Source organism: Bacillus sp. BSL6 (assembly GCF_052928345.1).
Window position 1 is genome coordinate 354,719 of the sequence record NZ_JAVGCW010000002.1, and the last position, 17,568, is coordinate 372,286.

Annotated in this window: 21 protein-coding genes, 3 pseudogenes and 1 riboswitch; of the genes and pseudogenes, 3 read left to right on the forward strand and 21 right to left on the reverse strand. The window is 34.3% G+C overall.

Annotated elements, in window-relative coordinates:
* Positions 1-9: 9 nt before the first annotated feature.
* The 11 genes and pseudogenes from RCJ96_RS08045 to RCJ96_RS08095 form a co-directional block, all read right to left on the reverse strand.
* Positions 10-792, reverse strand: coding sequence for a hypothetical protein (locus RCJ96_RS08045; protein ID WP_046197215.1), 783 nt, complete (start codon positions 790-792; stop codon positions 10-12).
* Positions 789-1,487, reverse strand: a complete 699-nt coding sequence (locus tag RCJ96_RS08050; protein ID WP_046197214.1) for an ABC transporter ATP-binding protein — start codon at positions 1,485-1,487, stop codon at positions 789-791. The genes RCJ96_RS08045 and RCJ96_RS08050 overlap by 4 nt, the downstream gene beginning before the upstream one ends.
* Positions 1,484-1,864, reverse strand: coding sequence for a GntR family transcriptional regulator (locus RCJ96_RS08055; RefSeq protein WP_000687513.1), 381 nt, complete (start codon positions 1,862-1,864; stop codon positions 1,484-1,486). The genes RCJ96_RS08050 and RCJ96_RS08055 overlap by 4 nt, the downstream gene beginning before the upstream one ends.
* A 216-nt stretch (positions 1,865-2,080) precedes the next feature.
* Positions 2,081-2,476, reverse strand: a pseudogene (locus RCJ96_RS08060) (ribonucleotide-diphosphate reductase subunit beta); the annotation flags it as partial.
* A gap of 135 nt (positions 2,477-2,611) precedes the next feature.
* Complete coding sequence (locus RCJ96_RS08065; protein ID WP_001997017.1) at positions 2,612-3,379, reverse strand: nuclease; 768 nt, start codon at positions 3,377-3,379, stop codon at positions 2,612-2,614.
* Positions 3,380-3,568: 189 nt separating this feature from the next.
* Positions 3,569-4,147 (reverse strand): annotated as a pseudogene (locus tag RCJ96_RS08070) (ribonucleotide-diphosphate reductase subunit beta); the annotation flags it as partial.
* A 154-nt stretch (positions 4,148-4,301) separates the two neighbouring features.
* Positions 4,302-5,252: a ribonucleotide reductase gene (locus RCJ96_RS08075; protein WP_074543497.1), complete on the reverse strand. Its 951-nt coding sequence runs from the start codon at positions 5,250-5,252 to the stop codon at positions 4,302-4,304.
* A 382-nt stretch (positions 5,253-5,634) separates the two neighbouring features.
* Positions 5,635-6,762, reverse strand: a pseudogene (locus tag RCJ96_RS08080) (ribonucleotide reductase N-terminal alpha domain-containing protein); the annotation flags it as partial.
* Positions 6,749-7,108, reverse strand: a complete 360-nt coding sequence (gene nrdI / locus RCJ96_RS08085) for a class Ib ribonucleoside-diphosphate reductase assembly flavoprotein NrdI (RefSeq protein WP_000959450.1) — start codon at positions 7,106-7,108, stop codon at positions 6,749-6,751. The pseudogene RCJ96_RS08080 and the gene nrdI, both read right to left, overlap by 14 nt.
* A 476-nt stretch (positions 7,109-7,584) precedes the next feature.
* Entirely contained in the window at positions 7,585-7,902 is a 318-nt protein-coding gene (locus tag RCJ96_RS08090) for a hypothetical protein (RefSeq protein WP_000502216.1), read from the reverse strand.
* Positions 7,903-7,928: 26 nt separating this feature from the next.
* Complete coding sequence (locus RCJ96_RS08095; RefSeq protein ID WP_000356683.1) at positions 7,929-8,123, reverse strand: hypothetical protein; 195 nt, start codon at positions 8,121-8,123, stop codon at positions 7,929-7,931.
* 245 nt (positions 8,124-8,368) lie between these two features.
* Here RCJ96_RS08095 and RCJ96_RS08100 point away from each other — a divergent pair, with 245 nt between their 5' ends.
* A complete protein-coding gene (locus RCJ96_RS08100) occupies positions 8,369-8,947 on the forward strand; it encodes a GNAT family N-acetyltransferase (protein ID WP_000619531.1) in 579 nt (192 codons plus the stop codon).
* A gap of 33 nt (positions 8,948-8,980) precedes the next feature.
* On the opposite strand, the gene RCJ96_RS08105 is transcribed toward RCJ96_RS08100, so the two are convergent.
* Both RCJ96_RS08105 and RCJ96_RS08110 read right to left on the reverse strand, forming a co-directional pair.
* Positions 8,981-9,583 (reverse strand): histidine phosphatase family protein, encoded by a 603-nt coding sequence (locus tag RCJ96_RS08105; RefSeq protein ID WP_270796262.1) that lies wholly within the window; start codon positions 9,581-9,583, stop codon positions 8,981-8,983.
* Positions 9,584-9,671: 88 nt separating this feature from the next.
* Positions 9,672-9,827 (reverse strand): hypothetical protein, encoded by a 156-nt coding sequence (locus RCJ96_RS08110; protein ID WP_070807279.1) that lies wholly within the window; start codon positions 9,825-9,827, stop codon positions 9,672-9,674.
* A 261-nt stretch (positions 9,828-10,088) separates the two neighbouring features.
* Between RCJ96_RS08110 and RCJ96_RS08115 the strand changes: the two genes are divergently transcribed.
* The gene (locus RCJ96_RS08115) at positions 10,089-10,274 is read left to right on the forward strand and encodes a YkvS family protein (protein ID WP_001165081.1); all 186 of its coding nucleotides are present in this window, start codon (positions 10,089-10,091) and stop codon (positions 10,272-10,274) included.
* A gap of 55 nt (positions 10,275-10,329) precedes the next feature.
* On the opposite strand, the gene queF is transcribed toward RCJ96_RS08115, so the two are convergent.
* Genes queF through queC form a run of 4 tightly spaced genes read right to left on the reverse strand, consistent with a single transcriptional unit; the run spans position 10,330 to position 12,708 of the window.
* A complete protein-coding gene (gene queF, locus RCJ96_RS08120; RefSeq protein ID WP_000918895.1) occupies positions 10,330-10,827 on the reverse strand; it encodes a preQ(1) synthase in 498 nt (165 codons plus the stop codon).
* Positions 10,828-10,845: 18 nt separating this feature from the next.
* Positions 10,846-11,562, reverse strand: coding sequence for a 7-carboxy-7-deazaguanine synthase QueE (queE, locus tag RCJ96_RS08125; protein ID WP_098669891.1), 717 nt, complete (start codon positions 11,560-11,562; stop codon positions 10,846-10,848).
* The gene (queD, locus tag RCJ96_RS08130; RefSeq protein WP_000368412.1) at positions 11,555-12,046 is read right to left on the reverse strand and encodes a 6-carboxytetrahydropterin synthase QueD; all 492 of its coding nucleotides are present in this window, start codon (positions 12,044-12,046) and stop codon (positions 11,555-11,557) included. The genes queE and queD overlap by 8 nt, the downstream gene beginning before the upstream one ends.
* Positions 12,046-12,708, reverse strand: coding sequence for a 7-cyano-7-deazaguanine synthase QueC (gene queC / locus RCJ96_RS08135; protein ID WP_000711607.1), 663 nt, complete (start codon positions 12,706-12,708; stop codon positions 12,046-12,048). Before queC ends, queD begins: the two co-directional genes overlap by 1 nt.
* 93 nt (positions 12,709-12,801) lie before the next feature.
* Positions 12,802-12,845, reverse strand: a riboswitch (PreQ1 riboswitch).
* A gap of 207 nt (positions 12,846-13,052) precedes the next feature.
* Between queC and kinB the strand changes: the two genes are divergently transcribed.
* Positions 13,053-14,261 carry a sporulation sensor histidine kinase KinB gene (kinB, locus tag RCJ96_RS08140; RefSeq protein WP_001993722.1) on the forward strand — a complete coding sequence of 403 codons (1,209 nt, stop codon included), beginning with the start codon at positions 13,053-13,055 and terminating at the stop codon, positions 14,259-14,261.
* An 11-nt stretch (positions 14,262-14,272) separates the two neighbouring features.
* Here kinB and RCJ96_RS08145 read toward each other — a convergent pair whose 3' ends face one another.
* The 4 genes from RCJ96_RS08145 to RCJ96_RS08160 form a co-directional block, all read right to left on the reverse strand.
* Positions 14,273-14,389 carry a DUF6254 family protein gene (locus tag RCJ96_RS08145; protein ID WP_000066280.1) on the reverse strand — a complete coding sequence of 39 codons (117 nt, stop codon included), beginning with the start codon at positions 14,387-14,389 and terminating at the stop codon, positions 14,273-14,275.
* A gap of 99 nt (positions 14,390-14,488) precedes the next feature.
* Positions 14,489-15,022: a DinB family protein gene (locus RCJ96_RS08150; protein ID WP_000941973.1), complete on the reverse strand. Its 534-nt coding sequence runs from the start codon at positions 15,020-15,022 to the stop codon at positions 14,489-14,491.
* A gap of 138 nt (positions 15,023-15,160) precedes the next feature.
* Positions 15,161-16,855, reverse strand: a complete 1,695-nt coding sequence (locus tag RCJ96_RS08155; RefSeq protein ID WP_000008563.1) for a M3 family oligoendopeptidase — start codon at positions 16,853-16,855, stop codon at positions 15,161-15,163.
* Positions 16,856-17,016: 161 nt separating this feature from the next.
* On the reverse strand, positions 17,017-17,463 hold the full coding sequence (locus RCJ96_RS08160) for a MarR family winged helix-turn-helix transcriptional regulator (protein ID WP_000203342.1): 447 nt from the start codon (positions 17,461-17,463) through the stop codon (positions 17,017-17,019).
* Positions 17,464-17,568 lie beyond the last annotated feature (105 nt).

The following is a 17,568-nucleotide window of genomic DNA, read 5'->3' on the forward strand; positions in this document are numbered from 1 at the left end:
ATTCCTCCTTTAGACTTCTAGTTTTTTATCGATTATATAAGCAATTACATATACGATTAGAGCACTAACAATCACCATAAAACTTATATTAAAAATGTTTAATCCATTTTCTTGAAACATATCAATAAATAGACCTTTACTTTCACTACGATATTCTTCTCTTCGCAATCCTTGGAAAGCTGGGGCTAATTTCCCTAGCAATGTTGTCACTAAAGTAATCGCTATACTTACAATTAGAGAAATAATAACAATTAATATTTTTTGTATCTTTTTCTTCTTAGTAAGCAATTTAACCAGAGTAACTACTAAGAAAATTTGTAACACCGCAAATAAAAATTCAAACAAATCACTCATTGTATATATTAAATTCTTTACTATACCTACTTGCATAATTTCTTGTGCATCTATATATACATACGTCGTAGGAAATGCTAATACATAACCTACATAGAAAAGAATTCCACATATGCCATACCATATAGCCATTACAATAAAAAAGAAGATGAGGATAGAAAAAACATATTGTTTCCCAGATATCGCCGCAACCCGTAACAATGGATTTGTTAGTAAACGTGAACATGACTTCATCGTTTGTAAAAACATATACAACACATAAAACATGAAGATCATAATAATAAATCCGAATATCGCTTCTTGTTTCACAACAGCTGTCTCACTCTTTTTTACAATCATTTGTGAAAATAAAATCGCTTCAATTAACACAAAAATTAAAAAAGTAACAATATATTTTTTCTTATTCACATTCCATAAATAAGAAAGTAACGACTTCACTTACTAAACACCTCCTTAAACAATTCATGAACTGCTTTTCCTCTCTGAAAACGAAGGTCTTCTACATTCTCATATAGTACAATTTCTCCATCTTTTAAAAAGATCACTTCATCAAAGATATTTTCAATTTCATTTATTAGATGAGTGGAAATTAACATTGTACAATCTTCTCTATAAAATTGTAATATTAAATCTAATACATGTTCTCTAGAAACGAGGTCAATCCCTCCAAGCGGCTCATCTAGTACATATAATTTCGCCCTCCGAGAAAACGTTAAAATGATTTGAAGTTTTTCAACCATCCCTTTTGATAATGCTGTAATTCTCTCTTCCAGTGGTATTTTAAATTCTACTATCGTATCTACCGCTTTTTGAATATCAAAGTCTTTATAAAAGTCTCGGTAGAAAAACAAAGAATCTTTTACAGTCATCCACTCATCAAATACTGACTTATCAGACATAAAAGAAACAATTTCTTTCGTTTCTAATCCTACCTTTTTACCAGCTACTGTAATACTACCTTGCGATGGATGCTGCAGACCAGCAATCATTTTCAATAACGTCGTTTTCCCGCTCCCGTTATCTCCAACAAGTCCAACAATTTTTCCTTCGGTAATCTCTATGTTTAATTCACGAATCACTGCTTTTAATCCGTATCTCTTCCATAAGTTTTCTATTTTTAATAGCTCTGTCATTCGCTCTCCTCCCTTTTCTCATGTAATGAAGAACGAAGAATTGTAAGAATTTCTTCTTCTGAAAAACCTAAATTGTCCATTCCATCTATAAAAGAGTGAAGTAATTCTTTCGCCATCTCTTTTCGCAGCTCCATAATTTTCTCCCCTTCATTCGTTACATATCGTCCCATTCCCCTACGTGTTACAACAACCCCATCTCGTTCTAGCTCTTGAAATGTACGCTGGATCGTATTTGGATTTACTTGTAATTCACTCGCTAATTCACGTACAGAGGGAATTTTATCACCAGGCAATAAATGTCCTGTTACGATTTCTTTTTTTATGTATTCCATTACCTGAATGTAAATTGGTGTATTTGGAGAAAACTCTATTTTCATTTCTTCCCTCCTTTTGTATCGGTGTATTAGTTAAATAATACACCGATACAAAAGGATTGTAAATACCCATTTACTTACAAAAAGATTCTATCCGTTAGCTGGATAGAATTTTTCAAACAGAAATCGTTATATGAAAATAATAGTGTTATGTAAACAAAATCATAAAGAAAAGCTGTCTTATCAATGAATAAGACAGCTTTTCTTTATGATCATATATTAAAAATTAAACACGAAGTCATCATCAGATAACTTTTCAACGTTCGTTGCTTTTACGTAACCATTTCCTTTTACAGAGAAGAAATCATGGTTTTTCGTATCTGTACGCAAACCATTTAAAACGATTGGGTTAATTTCTTCTTCTTCAAACTTCGGCTCAAGTCCTAAGTTCATAAGTCCTTTATTCGCATTGTAACGAACGAAACGATTTACATCCTCTACAAGGCCAATAGAAGTGTAAATTTCTTCTGTGTATGCCATTTCAATTTCATATAGTTCCATTAATAACTCTTGCGTTTCTTTTTGCACTTCTTGTTGATCTTCTGCAGAAAGTTCCGCGAAGATTTGTTGTGCTAAAATACCGACGAATACGCCGTGAATTGACTCATCCTTTACCTTCACATAGATTCGCTACTCCTATGCCGTTTATACAGCTTACAGTTTCCTGTAAGAAGAGACTATATCATCTACCTTCTCAGGTAGCCCTCCATTTCGATTTAAGGGATTCTCACCCACCGCTTGGCCCTACTCCTATTGCGGAATTTCACCGCCATTGGGATAGTCGTTGAACGTTCCTTTATCTACGTATCGCACCCACCACTGTTTATACAGTTTTCGGTGTCTGATACGGCTTCCTGTGCCGCTCGATAACCCATGTTTTCTTTCAATGGATGCATTTGATTCACCGGCTTGTAACATCTGAACAATGTCCAAAAACATTTCAAGAGTAACACGTCCCCTTGTTTTCAGTTGGTGCTCAGATTTTACCGGAATATAATTTCGCACTTTTTCCCAAAGATGTTTAAAACGTTTCTTATGTCGAATTAAAGACACATAATTAGGATGAAGATTATATATTTCAGCAATTTCTGGGTTTGTCTTGCCGTCCTTTAATAATTCTACAATCTCAAAAAATTGCGCATCTGTAATTTTGGATTGTGGATTTTTTTCACCTATAACACGTTGTCTTTTCTTTTCTAATTGTTCTTCAGTGAATTTAATTCCACCCAATCCTTCTCCACCTAAAGTTAAATTATAGCCATTATTATAAGAATCATACTGCCAAATATACTGTTGTTCAATCTCACTCAATTCTTCCAATGAACATTCTATCTCCTCTAGAACTCCATATTCTAAGGTGAATTCATATTTACAGTATGCTGCTTGTAAATACCTATTATAATGTGTGCCACTCTTTAACATCCACATATGTTCCTTAATTCGTTTTAAATTCGAAACTTGCACATCTTTACCAATATAATACTTCCCATTGATTTTCAAATAGTAAATTCCGTACATGTTATCGCTAGATAAAGGCTTCGCTGCTGATTGCCCTATCAGCTATTCTCCTTTCCATCCATTGATAGTTAGAGAATAACCTGAATGTATGTATTCATCAATAATATAACAGATAAATTTACAATAGGGGTTCCCAGCAATTAAAAGGGTTTTTCAATTGGTATCTCTACCAAAAGCCGCTATTAGTTAACGGATAATAAGGTTAATAATCTCACCACTTGCTGTTAGTTTTCCTTGACCAGCTAAGTAAAGTGGATAGAAGAATCCACTATAGAATAGGTAACTTTCTAAGAACACACTTGCTACCATTGCCATGTATAACTCTTTTTTCGTTACTTCAGGCTTTAATAAACGACGATAGTAACTTGTAATAATACCAGCCTTTTTCTCAAGTAACGGATGGTTGTCTACCCATTCGAAAATATCATCGATTTCTTCTTCAGTAGCTAACGTTGTGAAAATATGACTGTAACTCTTCGCATGTACTTCTTCCATAGCACCCATGAAAGCTAATACACTTTTTGCTTGTAAATTTTCAAGATGAACAAGTACAAGAGGCATTCCTTCGCCACCTTGTTTCGTATCTAAAAGTGTTAAACCACCTAATACACGCTTATAAGCAATTTGCTCTTCTTTCGATAATTGCACCCAAGTATTTTTGTCAGACGAAACCGCAATTTCTTCTTCTGTCCAAAACTGAGCGATGTTTTGCTTCCAAAACATTAAACTGAAATCGTCTTCTTTTTTATTCCAGTTAACAGCGCGCATTGAATCACCCCTATATCTATTATTGTTCTACTGAACGGTTAAATTTCCATCTAATAATGAAAAGCTAACCGTTTAGTAGAACAAACCAAGTATGAGCAGGGTTCATAACCCTGCTCATACTTTTGGGTTATTCATTTAGTATGGCAATATGCCATTAAACGGTACAAGCCACACACTCTTCCACGCTTAATTTACGTGTTCTCGTATAATACAGACTCTTTAAGCCTTTTTTATGTGCATAGATGTAGTAACGTGCTAATTCACGTGTTGAAATATCACTATTAACGTAAAGAATTGTACTAATACCTTGATCAATATGTTCTTGAATTTCTGCGATTAAATCAATTAATTTAAACTGATTCATATCGTAAGAAGATTTATAGTACCAGAACGTATCTTTTGATAAATACGGCATTGGATAATATGTTGTCGCATTCGCATACGTTCTTGATTCGATTTGACTTACGATCGGCATTACGCTTGAAGTTGCATTTTGAACGTAACTGATCGATTGTGTCGGAGCGATAGCAAGACGATATGAGTTATATAAACCATTCTTCTGCACTTGCTCTTTTAAACTTGTCCAATCTTCTTTTGTTGGAATATGAATTCCTTCAAATAATTGCTGAACTTTTTCAGTTACTGGGCTGTAATCTGTCGTTTCATACTTTTCAAAGTATGTCCCATTCGCATAATCAGATTTATCGAAGTCTTTAAATGTTTCGCCTTTTTCTTTAGCGATTTCCATACTTTTCTCAATAGAGTAGTAATTTAACATCATAAAGAATGTACGAGCGAACTCTTTCGCTTCTGCACTTTCATAAGCGATTTTATTTTTTGCTAAATATCCGTGTAAGTTCATTGCGCCAAGCCCCACTGAATGAAGCTCATCATTTGCTTTTTTCACAGTTGGTGCATTCGGAATGATCGTCATATCAGAAACAGCTGTTAAAGCTTCCATTCCCGCATGAACTGCTTCACGAATTTCTTTATTTTCCATTACATTTACGATATTTAACGATCCTAAGTTACAGTTAATATCACGACGGATAATGTCATCTGTACCATAATCGTTAATTTCAGAAGTTTCTTGAAGCTGGAAGATTTCTGTCTCGAATGTTCAACCGAGTTCGCTACTCCTCAGTCCGTTGCTCATGCAACTGCTGTATGTCACCATACAGGACAGACTATATCATCACCTACAGCATTACCTGATTAGGTGCTCCGCTTTTCGAACGCCAATCGCTTGCGCTCTACTCCCATAAGGGATAGTCGTTAGGCTTTTACTTATCTTAATCTTTCAGAAAGTCTCTTATTACTTTATGTTGTCCCATAACTCTGCTATACAAAATAATAAGATACATTCTGAACTTTTATATTTTCATTCTAAGATAAGATTTAGCACGGTAGGTTACCTCAAATTTGAGGCTTTCCCCGTTTAACGGAGTTTTCGACTAGCATTTCTACTAGAAGGTGCTACATATTTAACACAAGTTCGACATCTTCACAGTTCCAATATCCTTCAGTGGATGTTGATTATTTGCATTTGATTTAAACATTAAATACGGATAACCAGACTCCAGCTGAATCATAGCAATTTTAATAAGCATATCACGTGCACTAATATCTAGCGGCTTCTTCTTCACTTTCGGATTGCTCATTAATTCATCGTACATTTCATCAATATCAATGTCATCTAAATGTTTTCCGTATTCTTTATACACCGTATAAGGCGCGAAAACATGGAAAGGTTCGTTTTTCTCAGCAAGCTCAAAGAACTTACTTGGAACGATAATTCCGATTGATAGAGACTGAATACGGCTCTTCTCATCGGCATTTATTTTTTTCGTATCAAGGAATTCAATAATATCCCAATGGAAAATGTTCAAGTATACTGCGCCAGCACCTTTTCGTTGGCCAAGCTGATTCGCATATGAAAACGAATCTTCAAGTAACTTCATAACAGGTACTACACCACTTGCAGCGTTGTCGATACCTTTAATTTGCTCACCACGTGCGCGTAGCTTAGATAAGTTTAAAGCTACTCCTCCGCCGATTTTTGATAATTGCATTGCAGTATTAATGTTAAAGCCGATTGAATTTAAGCTATCATCCATCTCTAACAAGAAACAAGACACCATTTCTCCTCTTCTGCTTCTTCCCGCATTTAAAAAGGTTGGTGTCGCTGGTTGGTAGTTTTGTTTGACAATCATGCTTGCGAATTGTTTTGCCTTCGCAACATCACCGCGTCCTAAGTATAATGACACAATTGCTACACGATCTTCATAGCTTTCTAAGTATTGTTTTTGATCATTTGTTTTTAACGCATAATCTTTGTAGAACTTAGATGCTGCCATATAAGATTGGAACTCGAAGTTTTCACCATAAGCGATGTTATATACCTCTTCTACTTCCTCCAAGTTATACTCGTCCAGAACGTTGTAATAGTAATCATGTTCTTTCATATACTCCATTCGCTCTGCCACGCTATTAAAATGAACGGTATTCTCTCTAGCTTCTTCCATAAAGACTTCTAATGCCTCTTTATCTTTATGAAGCTGATAAAAACCGTCCTGCATTTGCGTGATTTCATTATTCAGTTCAATGTGTCGCAATCTCCCGCACCCTTTCCTTAAAATATTCTACATCGTTATTTGTTCCTGATAACTCAAATTTTGATACAATAGGCACTTCATATTTAGCAGAAATTTTGTCAGCACTTGCACCGAACATGTCTCCCCAGTTACGATTGCCGCTTGCAGATACGCCTTTTAATTTTTCATTATTGCGCTCTAAAAATTCTAAAACACGTTCTGGTACATTGCCAAAACCTGTTGTATACGTAATTAAAATAAAGTCTTCATCTATTACTAGATCTTCACCAATTTGAACGGCCGGCATATTTAATTTGTGGATGAAACGCTTTACGTTTCCTGTCATAGAATCATATGCAACTAACATTTCCGACCCTCCCTTTTCAATCTATACTCTCTGTATGTTATTTCTTGATTTCTCTATATATTGTATTACGTTTCAAAATAAGACACAAGATATATGTATAAATTCTTTCTTTTTTTAACTTTTACTTTTCGACAAGACCGTCAATTTTTTTCAATACAATGACTATGAAACAACATTCTAAAACTCATGTCAATAAAGTGCTTTTCAAAAAAGTTGTCAACGAATTTAACCTTATTTTTAAAAAAGTTACCAATATATTTTGTCATAAAACGGCAAATGCTGGAGGAATATATTTCTCCAGCATCACGCAAAAAAGAACAGACATGAAACGATAATCTGTTCTAAAAAACGATTACATTTATCAATTTTACTTTATTAAATATTATACATATAGTTTCGGTTCGCGTTACATACTAAAAGATAGCTATTATAGAAAAAGATTATTATTATGGAAATTCAACTTATTTATGAAAAGATTATTCAGAGTGCTCAATACGCAAAATATCTTTTACAAATATATGATGCGGATTTTCATCTTTATCAATCATTGTACATACCGGAGCTTCTTCATCAAAGTATACAATCATTCCTTCTATGTACTGATACGTATGTTGAACTTGTACCGTTACTTTAATTTCTACAGCCTCTTCATATGCTCTTTTTATTTTCTGAAGCATTTTTGTGGAACACTTTCTTTTCTCTGGATACATGACCATCCCCATAAATCGGTTGCCAGCTCTATCTTTCCACATATAATCCCAATGCGGTAATATGCTTTGTTTAAAATCGCCCATAAGTCTCCTCCCCTATATTCTTCTAGTTACGAACGTGGCGTTTCTGAATATGTATAAATGACCTGTCCGCCGCGCTGTGCGTTACCAATGAAATGTTTAAAGTCTTCTCGATTTACTAAAACTTCTCTGAACGTATAAAATACATCTTTCGTAACAACATACTCCTTTATTTCACCATTTTTCAGCTGATCCAAAATTGTATTTGCTAATTCTTTATCCATGTATTTCACCTCTATGCAATATTTTATTTTATCTTATATTCTATAGGTCAACAACTGTAAAATTATCCAGATGCTATACCTTCATTTCATTTTCATTATTTTTCAAAAGATATCTCTTTAGTATATGTCCACTAAATATCATATACTAACATAGCTACTTCTCTATATCAAACATTTCGACATTCAATTATGCAAAGTTTCACACCGCTATGCTACAATATATGAATAGAACTAGGAGGGATACTATGATTCGGAAAGCAAAAAAGACAGATGCGAAACTGGTAGCACCTTTATTGTATAACGCTCTGCACGAAATTGCTGAAAAAATCACAGGTAGCACAGTTGAGACAGAAGTATTACTAGGACTTGAAACATGGTTCTCAAAAGAGAAAAATCGACTGAGCTATGAAAACTGTTTTGTATATGAGCAAGACGGGGATGCAGTTGGAGTTATTGTCGCTTATCACGGTAGTGAAGCAACAATGCTTGATGCACCAATCGTACATCACTTAAGAGAATTACATAAAGATGAATCGATTACGTTAGAAAAAGAAGCTGAACTTGATGAATATTACATTGATACTTTATCCGTTTCAAGTGTATATGGCGGAAAAGGAATTGGTTCTAAATTAATTGAAGCTGCTGAAATTTATGCAACTGAAAAGGATCATGAAAAGATCGCATTACTTGTTAATTTAGAAAACAAACGTGCCTATTCACTATACGAAAAACTAGGTTATAAAAAAGATCAAATCGTTATGCTTGTAGGCGAACCTTATGCACATCTCGTAAAACGATTGAACATCAAAATTTCTATATCTTAAAAAAAGCACACGATTTATATAAATCGTGTGCTTTTATGTTAAATTCGTATTTAATACATTTCCATTCATCGCCTCATGAAACGTATATGTTGTACATCCCCATGGCTCTCTGTGCAAAATAGGAGAACCAGACCATCCCATCGCTCTCAGTTCGGCACCAATCATTACATTCACATAATTATGACCTACAAGAGCAATACTTCCATGTACGAGAGCGTAACGATGTAATAAGTAAGCCGCTTGTCTCGCCCTCTCTCTTACTTCCTTATAAGACTCAACATCTTTATGGTAACCAAGTATCCATAATGTTCGTCCGATAAACATCCATACGTTAGGTTTACACTTCAACCATTTTGGAGCATAAAAGCTCGTCGGAACTGCAGCTTCTCTAAAGAGAGGATTTTGTATAAACGATAAAGAATCCATTAATTCAGCTGCTGACTGTACAGCACACTTTTGATCACTCGTTACAATCAATTTTGCCGCTTCAACCGCTTCCCTTGTTTCCGTAGGTACTGGTACTTTTTTTGTTATAGTATGTAAGTCATATCCTTTCATCCATTCATGAAAGGATGTAACCGTCATTGGTTCTATAGTACGATTTAAGCGACCATGACGAATAAAAGAAATCTTCATTCTTTCCACTCTCCATTCATCACTTACGAACTCTATTATGTACTATTTTTACATATCATACCACGCAAAAAAAGAAAGTTATACAACTTTACATATCCCCCCCACTCTCATGTGTGACCCCAGCATGTATCCCATCCATCCCATCAAAATATGTAGTCGTTTCATGATGACGAATCTTTTTTAAATTTATATAAGAAAATACAAATAAAGTTAATACTATAACACTCCCCACAAATTCAAACATCATTTTACCGCCTCTAATTTCTCCCACTTTAGTAGGTTATTGTATGTTTTTATTATACCCCTATATAAAGATGTCTGCATTTAAACCTTTCTTTTTTTCTAATAACATGACATTTTTGCATATTTTCTTACAAAAAGTGAATATTTTTCGAATTTTTACTTTGGAAACATTTACAAAGTGGACAATATGGTTCAAAATAAGAGGAAATAAAAAAACCAAAATTATTCTTTTTTGGGAAAACTGTAACAAGGAGAGTTGCTTATGCAGATCGCAGAAACTGGAGATATCATTGAATTTAAAGGTGGAATGCAAGGCCGTGTTCAAAAAGTAAATCAAAACTCCGTTATTGTAGATATAACAATTATGGAGAATTTTAGAGAACTAGATATGGAACCTCTTACAGTTGTAAGTCATAAAAACTATACTGTCATTAATCAAAATGCATAATATAATAGAAAGAAAGGATCTGTATGTTATACAGATCCTTTCTTTCTATTATATATTAACGATTATCAATTGTTTCTGGATATAAATCATGGTTCATCATGCGGTAGTCAGCCATTTGTTCATACTTCGTTCCTGGGCGACCGTAGTTACAGTAAGGATCAATTGAAATCCCTCCACGTGGTGTGAATTTACCCCATACCTCGATGTAACGTGGATCCATTAATTTAATTAAGTCATTCATAATAACGTTCATACAATCTTCGTGGAAGTCACCATGATTGCGGAAACTAAATAAATATAGTTTTAAAGATTTACTCTCTACCATTCTTTGTTCTGGAATGTAGCTAATATAAATTGTTGCAAAATCCGGTTGGCCTGTTTTCGGACATAAGCTTGTAAATTCAGGACAATTGAATTTTACAAAATAATCACGGTTTGGATGATTATTATCAAAAACCTCTAAAATTTCTGGGCTATATTCAAATAAATATTTTGTATTTTGATTTCCTAATAATGTTACATCTTTTAAATCTTCATCTAATCTTCCTGCCATTTTAAACATCCCTTCTCATTATACTCCGCGTTTATTTCCCCATACTAACGCATGAAGCTGCGGCAATACTTTTGCATTATTCATTTCTTTGCAGTTAACCGCTTTTTCAATAAGCCACTCATACTTATCTAATAGCTTTTTAATCAACATCGCATCATCCACAGTTTTTGTATCATCATTTCCTACTTGTAAGAAAAATGGCACATCTGGATAACGTTCGTGCATCTTAACTGCATACTCAAAATCATAATCGTCAAATACTACTACCTTTAAGCTAATATCTTTTCCTGCTAGCTTCTGAATTACATCATCTAACTTCTGAAAATCAGTATTCATCGTCGAACTCGGTGGTTTTGGAGAAATCGTTATTTCATCAATTTCAAGTAACCAATCTTGCCATTTGCTCCCTTGCGTTTCGATTGCCGTTCGCATTCCATTCTCTTTTAATATAGAAAGAAGAAACTCAATATTTTTCAGCAATGCCGGATTTCCACCTGAAATCGTAACATGAGAAAAATTTTCGCCGCCAATTTCTACAAGCTCATTCCAAACGTCTTCTGCTGTCATCTGTCTAATTTGATCTTTAGCCGATCCATCCCACGTAAAAGCAGAATCACACCAAGCACAGCTATAATCACAGCCAGCTGTACGGATAAACATCGTCTTTTGTCCTACAACCATTCCTTCACCTTGAATAGTCGGACCAAATATTTCTAAGACCGGAATTTTACTCATCGAGCATCCACTCCCGTCTTACTTCCGCATAACTAGTTGGCGTCTCAAACAGACGAACAAATTCAACACGAGCTCCTTTATATTCGTTCGCACGATTATCTTTTGTTAACGCCTCTGCCATCTTTTCATAAATCCAAACGACCATATTTTCAGCAGTTGTATTCATCGCTGGTAACGTTTCGTTTAAATAACGATGATCTAAATAAATTTCTATTTCATTCTTCCAAATTTCTTTTATATCTCCAAAGTCAATTGCAAGACCGATTTCATTTACATATCCACTAATCCCAAATACAACTTTATATGTGTGACCATGTAAGTTTTTACATTTCCCTTCATAACAGTGTAAATGGTGTGCTGCATCAAATGTAAATTCCTTGCTGACCATTACTCTTTTATTATGATATTTGAGCTGTTTACGCTGAATATCCTTGTCCATTTTTTGCAAATTTTCTACGATGCGAAATCCAAAGAAATTATCCATTAGTTGCTCGCTCCTTCGCGTTCTTGTAGGTACGTATCTAATCCTGCTTTACGAAGTTGACATGCTGGACATTCACCGCAACCATCACCAATGATTCCGTTATAACATGTTAATGTTTTTTCTCGAACAAACTCGAATGCTCCAAGTTCATCTGATAATTTCCATGTTTCCGCTTTATCAATCCACATAAGTGGTGTATGAATCACAAACGGATAATCCATGGATAAATTTAAAGTAACGTTTAACGATTTCACAAACACGTCACGGCAATCTGGATAACCACTAAAATCAGTTTCACATACACCCGTTACAATATGACGTGCTCCAACTTGTTTTGCTAATACAGCAGCAAATGATAAGAATAGTAAATTTCGTCCATCTACAAACGTCGATGGTAATTCCCCTTCTTCATGTGTAATCTCCATATCCGTTCTCGTTAACGCATTTGGAGCAAGTTGATTTAATAGACTCATATCTAGTACCGTATGTTTAATTCCTAGCTCTTTTGCAATTTCCGCTGCACAATCAATTTCTAACTTATGACGTTGATTGTAATTAAACGTTACAGCCTCTACTTCTGCAAACTGCTCCATTGCCCAAAATAAACATGTCGTACTATCTTGTCCTCCACTAAAAACAACAACTGCCTTTTCTTTTTTCATTTCACTCATTCTCCTTCTCTACTACGAATAAGAAGAAAGAACGTTCTTGAACTGTCACAATAAAAAAACAAAACAATACCTAAAGATATTGTTGTTTCCATAGTTTTTTATAGAGGGAGTTCGCGAACCTCTCCCGTGCATTGCACGGAATTCCTTCTTTCATTGACAAAGCTTATTGTAACATATTGTATACTACCAGAAAAAATTTCTGATTTTTCCGCTATTTCTCATTTCATTTCTTTCATTTTATAGTATGATTAATTTACTATAAGAAGAGAGGAGGCATCCCACTGAAATCCTTTATTATTTATCTCTTTCTAAATATATTATTCATCCTTGTTACAATGCTCGTATACCATTTATTTTGGAATCAAAAAGGGAAACGCTCTCCTAAATTAAATTCAGCTATATTTATTGTATTATGCTGCCTCGTTACTATACTATGTATCACTTTCGCAGCAAAAACAAATTATGGATTTCAATTTGATATGCGTCATATCGTATTAGTTGTCGGTACATTAACCGGAGGTCCTATTGCTGGTGGATCAATATTAGTTGTATTAAATATATATCGCTTCTTATTAGGAGGAATAGGTGTTTTCCCATCGCTTATCGGTTCTATCCTTCTATTTATTGTTCTACTATTTACATACAAATTTTTCAATCGAACTTCTAATCGTATAAAAATAATACTCGCTATTATATATAGTCTCACATACGGATTGAGTTGGATACCTTTCTTCCTTTCAAAGGTTACAAATAAGACTGATTATATACCACATATTATTGTGTATGAGTTATGTACGATACTTGGTACGATTCTTATTTTATATTTACTACACATATTACAAACTCAAGTTCGTCTCCAAAACGAACTTATGAATGCTGAAAAATTTCATTTAATTGGCGAAATGGCAGCGTCCATCTCTCATGAGATTCGCAATCCGTTAACTTCAACAAAAGGATTTTTACAACTTTTGCAGTCAGGTACATGCACTGAGCAAGAGCGAAAATTATATATTGACATAGCCATCAACGGAATCGAACAAGCAAATCACGTTCTTACAGATTATTTAACCTTTGCAAAACCAAGTATTGAAAAAGAACAAACATTACAGTTAGAAGAAGAACTACTGCATGCATTATCGTTAATTACACCGCTTGCTAATTTAACAAATGTGCGTACACATTATATAAAGCAAAGTACTTCTTTTTTTATCGCGGGAGAAAAACAAAAACTAAATCAATGTTTGTTAAATATTTTAAAAAACTGCATTGAGGCCATGCCAAAAGGCGGTGATCTTTATTTCACATTAGTTCCTGATCATAAACATATTCAATTATATATAAAAGATACAGGAGTTGGTATGGATCAAGAACAAGTAAAACGTCTTGGATCCCCTTTCTATTCAACAAAAGAAAAAGGTACTGGTCTTGGAATGATGGTCGTATTCAGTGTTGTGCAAGCTATGAACGGAAAAATTGATATTATAAGTGAAAAAGGTACAGGTACAACTTTCTTATTAACTTTTCCACTCATACAAAAAACGTGATGAAATACTCATCACGTTTTTTCTGTTCCTTCAACTAATTCAGCAAAAGCTTTCACTTTTCCATGTGGTTTTTGATTTTCTTTACGTGCTTTCCAAGCGCGCTCTTCTTCTTTCTTTTTATTGGACATACTTTTCAACTCCTTCTTTTCTTTCTCTCTGTAGTATTCCAAAATAAGAAGAAAAACTATGCACATATGAAAAAGAAGTGGTCTCCCACTTCTTCCTAATTATCGCTGTAAAATTGCGTGTTTCGCTTCTTTTAACTGCGTAAGATGTCTTTGTTCATGCAAATCAAGAAATTGAACCCACTGATATAAATTCAGATCATTAAAAACAGGATGCTTTAACCCATTTTCAAATAGGTCTTTTTCATCTATAACGCTATGAAGCGCATGTAATAGTTCTTGTCGTGAATGTTCTAGTAATTGGATTCCTTGCTGTTTTTTCATTAGCGTTTCTGTTGGTTTCATTTGCTGAGGAGCTTCTCGTTTATGTGTGCGATCCAGCGTAAGTTGGAGGTCTTTAAATGGAGTCGTGTTTCTTTCATTTTTTTGTAAGGCATATACAAGGGCAGACGTGACAGATTGTTCAACTAAATGCAAGTGATGCAAAATTTGAATAATACTCCATTTATCACGACGTGGCTTTACATTCACTTCTGTATCATTTAACATTTCAATTTCTGACAATAGCGTGCTTCGGGTAGACTGTAATGAGTTCACTAAACTTTCTAAACTCACATCCATATTAGATTGAAGCATACTTCTTTCCCCCCTTTTGTTGGTGAAAAGAGGCGCTCCTTATTAGAAACACCTCTTTAGTATTCTGAATTTTCTTTTATTATCTCATCATTTTCTCATTATGTCGATGTTAAACATGTGAAAAAAAGCGCATGTTTTTTACAATTTTGTGTCGTCAATTGCTTGTAGCCATGCTTCAATTTCTGTAATAACACTTTTCACACAGCCTTCAGTAAATGGTGATGTTAAATTGGCAACTTCTACTAATTCCAAGAATGATTTACTTCCACCTTGTTGGCACAGATTCACATAATCTTCCCACGCCTCTTGTCTATTATCTCTTGCACGTTTCCAAAATTGCAGTGCACAAATTTGTGCTAACGTGTAGTCAATATAGTAGAACGGCGAGCTATAAATATGTCCTTGACGTTGCCAGAATCCACCGCGCTCTAAATAATCATTATCTTCATAATCACGATGCGGTAAATACTTTTTCTCTATATTACGCCATGCTGTCTTACGATCTTCTGGTGATGCTTCAGGGTTTTCATATACATAATGTTGATATTCATCAACAGATACACCATACGGTAAAAACAGAAGTGCTGAACTTAAGTGAGAGAAGTAATATTTATCTGCATCTTCTTCAAAGAATAACTTCATCCATGGCCATGTGAAGAATTCCATACTCATAGAGTGAATTTCACACGCTTCATATGTTGGCCAATTATATTCTGGAATTTCAAATTTACGACTTTCGTATACTTGGAAAGCATGGCCTGCTTCATGTGTTAATACGTCAATATCACCAGACGTTCCGTTAAAATTCGAGAAGATAAACGGCGCTTTATAATTCTCAATATATGTACAATATCCACCGCCAGCTTTTCCTTTTTTCGCAACTAAATCTAATAAATCATTATCTAACATGAAATTGAAAAATTCATCTGTTTCAGCTGATAACTCTTTATACATCGTTTTTCCATGATTAACAATCCAATCCGCATCTCCTTTTGGAGTTGGGTTACCTGTAGGGAATTCAAAGTTTTCGTCGTAATATGCTAACTTCTCTACACCGATACGTGCTTGTTGACGTTTTCTTAATTCCGTTGTAACGGGAACGATATAATCTAGCACTTGCTGACGATAATTTGCTACCATTTCCGCATTATAATCTGTACGGTACATTCTTGCATATCCAAGTTCAACAAAGTTTTTGAAACCTAAAGATTTGGCGATTTTCGTTCTCACTTTAACAAGCTCGTCATAAATACGATCTAACTCTTCTTCATTCTCAGCTAAAAATCCGTAATACGCCTCACTTGCTGCTTTACGTTCACTTCTCTCTTTCCCTTGCATAAATGGAATAAGCTGTGATAAAGTTCTTTCTTCTCCTGCAAAATCAATTTTTGCAGATGCTAATAATTGTGTATATTGTGAAGACAATTTATTCTCTAATTGTAAATCCTTCACGACTTCATCAGAATATGTTTTTAAATCACACTCCGCAAGAGCAAATAATTGCTTCCCATAATACGCTTCTAATTCTTCACGGAATGGAGAATGAATTAACGCATTATAATATTTTGTACCATATCCTTGTACAACTGGAGAGAATTCATCAAAGAAATCTTGCTCTTTCTTATAAAAAGCATCTGTTGTATCAACAGAATGACGAATGTAACAAAGATTCCCCATTGTACCAAAATCGTTACGAATTTCGTTAATTGAATGAATGACTTGTTTTTGTTCCTCTACAGTTTTTGCGTTATCAAACCTCTCTAAAGCAGCTGTAAACTTCTCTTTTAATTCTTCAATATTTGGCCTTTTATATTCATAGTCTTTAAATGACATGAACGAGCCTCCTCTCCATTAAATGCATCCTTTACTATAATTCAATACTTACTTCCAAATCTCCTCTTATTCTTCAACAAAATACGGCATATCCTGCCATCATTACATGTAAACAAAAAAGCTTTGGATTTCTTTATCCAAAGCTCCTTTGGAACATATTATTACTTTTCATACTTTCCAATCTTTTTTAATAGATCCAGTAATTCTTCCTTTTCCTCTTTCGTTAACATTTCAAAAGACTGATGAATAACTTGCTCATGCCCTGGAAAAATAGAAGAAATAAAGTTCTCTCCAGATTCAGTTAATTGTGCATAAATAACACGTCGGTCATTCGGGCATGGAATTCTCTTTACTAGTCCCTTTTTCTCTAACTTATCTACAACATATGTAATGCTGCCACTAGCTATTAAAATACGCTCACCAATTTGCTGAAGTGGTTGACCGCCTTTATGATATAGCAGTTCTAATACAGCAAACTCAGTTGGATTTAAACCGTTACTTTGTATAGACTTATTTGTCGTATCCATAACAGAACGATGTACACGAGATAATGCAATAAATACTTTTAAAGATTGAGAAATATCTTCTCGTTCATTATTTGATGTCATACAACTTTCAACCCTTCACTTAAATTCTCAATAATAAAAAGAACAAAATAGTACTTCATATAAATTCCGAATGAGTATTCACTCATTCATTATCTCTCCCCAAAT

Bases quoted from the DNA above. Each gene is read 5' to 3' on its own strand.
- queD (WP_000368412.1), bottom strand. From the start codon at position 12,046: ATGGATAATTTCTTTGGATTTCGCATCGTAGAAAATTTGCAAAAAATG.
- queE (WP_098669891.1), bottom strand. From the start codon at position 11,562: ATGAGTAAAATTCCGGTCTTAGAAATATTTGGTCCGACTATTCAAGGT.
- RCJ96_RS08050 (WP_046197214.1), bottom strand. From the start codon at position 1,487: ATGACAGAGCTATTAAAAATAGAAAACTTATGGAAGAGATACGGATTA.
- nrdI (WP_000959450.1), bottom strand. From the start codon at position 7,108: ATGTTAGTTGCATATGATTCTATGACAGGAAACGTAAAGCGTTTCATC.
- queF (WP_000918895.1), bottom strand. From the start codon at position 10,827: ATGGCAGGAAGATTAGATGAAGATTTAAAAGATGTAACATTATTAGGA.
- kinB (WP_001993722.1), top strand. From the start codon at position 13,053: ATGCTCGTATACCATTTATTTTGGAATCAAAAAGGGAAACGCTCTCCT.
- RCJ96_RS08145 (WP_000066280.1), bottom strand. From the start codon at position 14,389: ATGTCCAATAAAAAGAAAGAAGAAGAGCGCGCTTGGAAAGCACGTAAA.
- RCJ96_RS08150 (WP_000941973.1), bottom strand. From the start codon at position 15,022: ATGCTTCAATCTAATATGGATGTGAGTTTAGAAAGTTTAGTGAACTCA.
- queC (WP_000711607.1), bottom strand. From the start codon at position 12,708: ATGAAAAAAGAAAAGGCAGTTGTTGTTTTTAGTGGAGGACAAGATAGT.
- RCJ96_RS08160 (WP_000203342.1), bottom strand. From the start codon at position 17,463: ATGACATCAAATAATGAACGAGAAGATATTTCTCAATCTTTAAAAGTA.
- RCJ96_RS08090 (WP_000502216.1), bottom strand. From the start codon at position 7,902: ATGGGCGATTTTAAACAAAGCATATTACCGCATTGGGATTATATGTGG.
- RCJ96_RS08065 (WP_001997017.1), bottom strand. From the start codon at position 3,379: ATGTACGGAATTTACTATTTGAAAATCAATGGGAAGTATTATATTGGT.
- RCJ96_RS08055 (WP_000687513.1), bottom strand. From the start codon at position 1,864: ATGAAAATAGAGTTTTCTCCAAATACACCAATTTACATTCAGGTAATG.
- RCJ96_RS08155 (WP_000008563.1), bottom strand. From the start codon at position 16,855: ATGTCATTTAAAGACTATGAATATAAAAGGCCAAATATTGAAGAATTA.
- RCJ96_RS08115 (WP_001165081.1), top strand. From the start codon at position 10,089: ATGCAGATCGCAGAAACTGGAGATATCATTGAATTTAAAGGTGGAATG.
- RCJ96_RS08110 (WP_070807279.1), bottom strand. From the start codon at position 9,827: ATGTTTGAATTTGTGGGGAGTGTTATAGTATTAACTTTATTTGTATTT.
- RCJ96_RS08105 (WP_270796262.1), bottom strand. From the start codon at position 9,583: ATGAAGATTTCTTTTATTCGTCATGGTCGCTTAAATCGTACTATAGAA.
- RCJ96_RS08095 (WP_000356683.1), bottom strand. From the start codon at position 8,123: ATGGATAAAGAATTAGCAAATACAATTTTGGATCAGCTGAAAAATGGT.
- RCJ96_RS08100 (WP_000619531.1), top strand. From the start codon at position 8,369: ATGATTCGGAAAGCAAAAAAGACAGATGCGAAACTGGTAGCACCTTTA.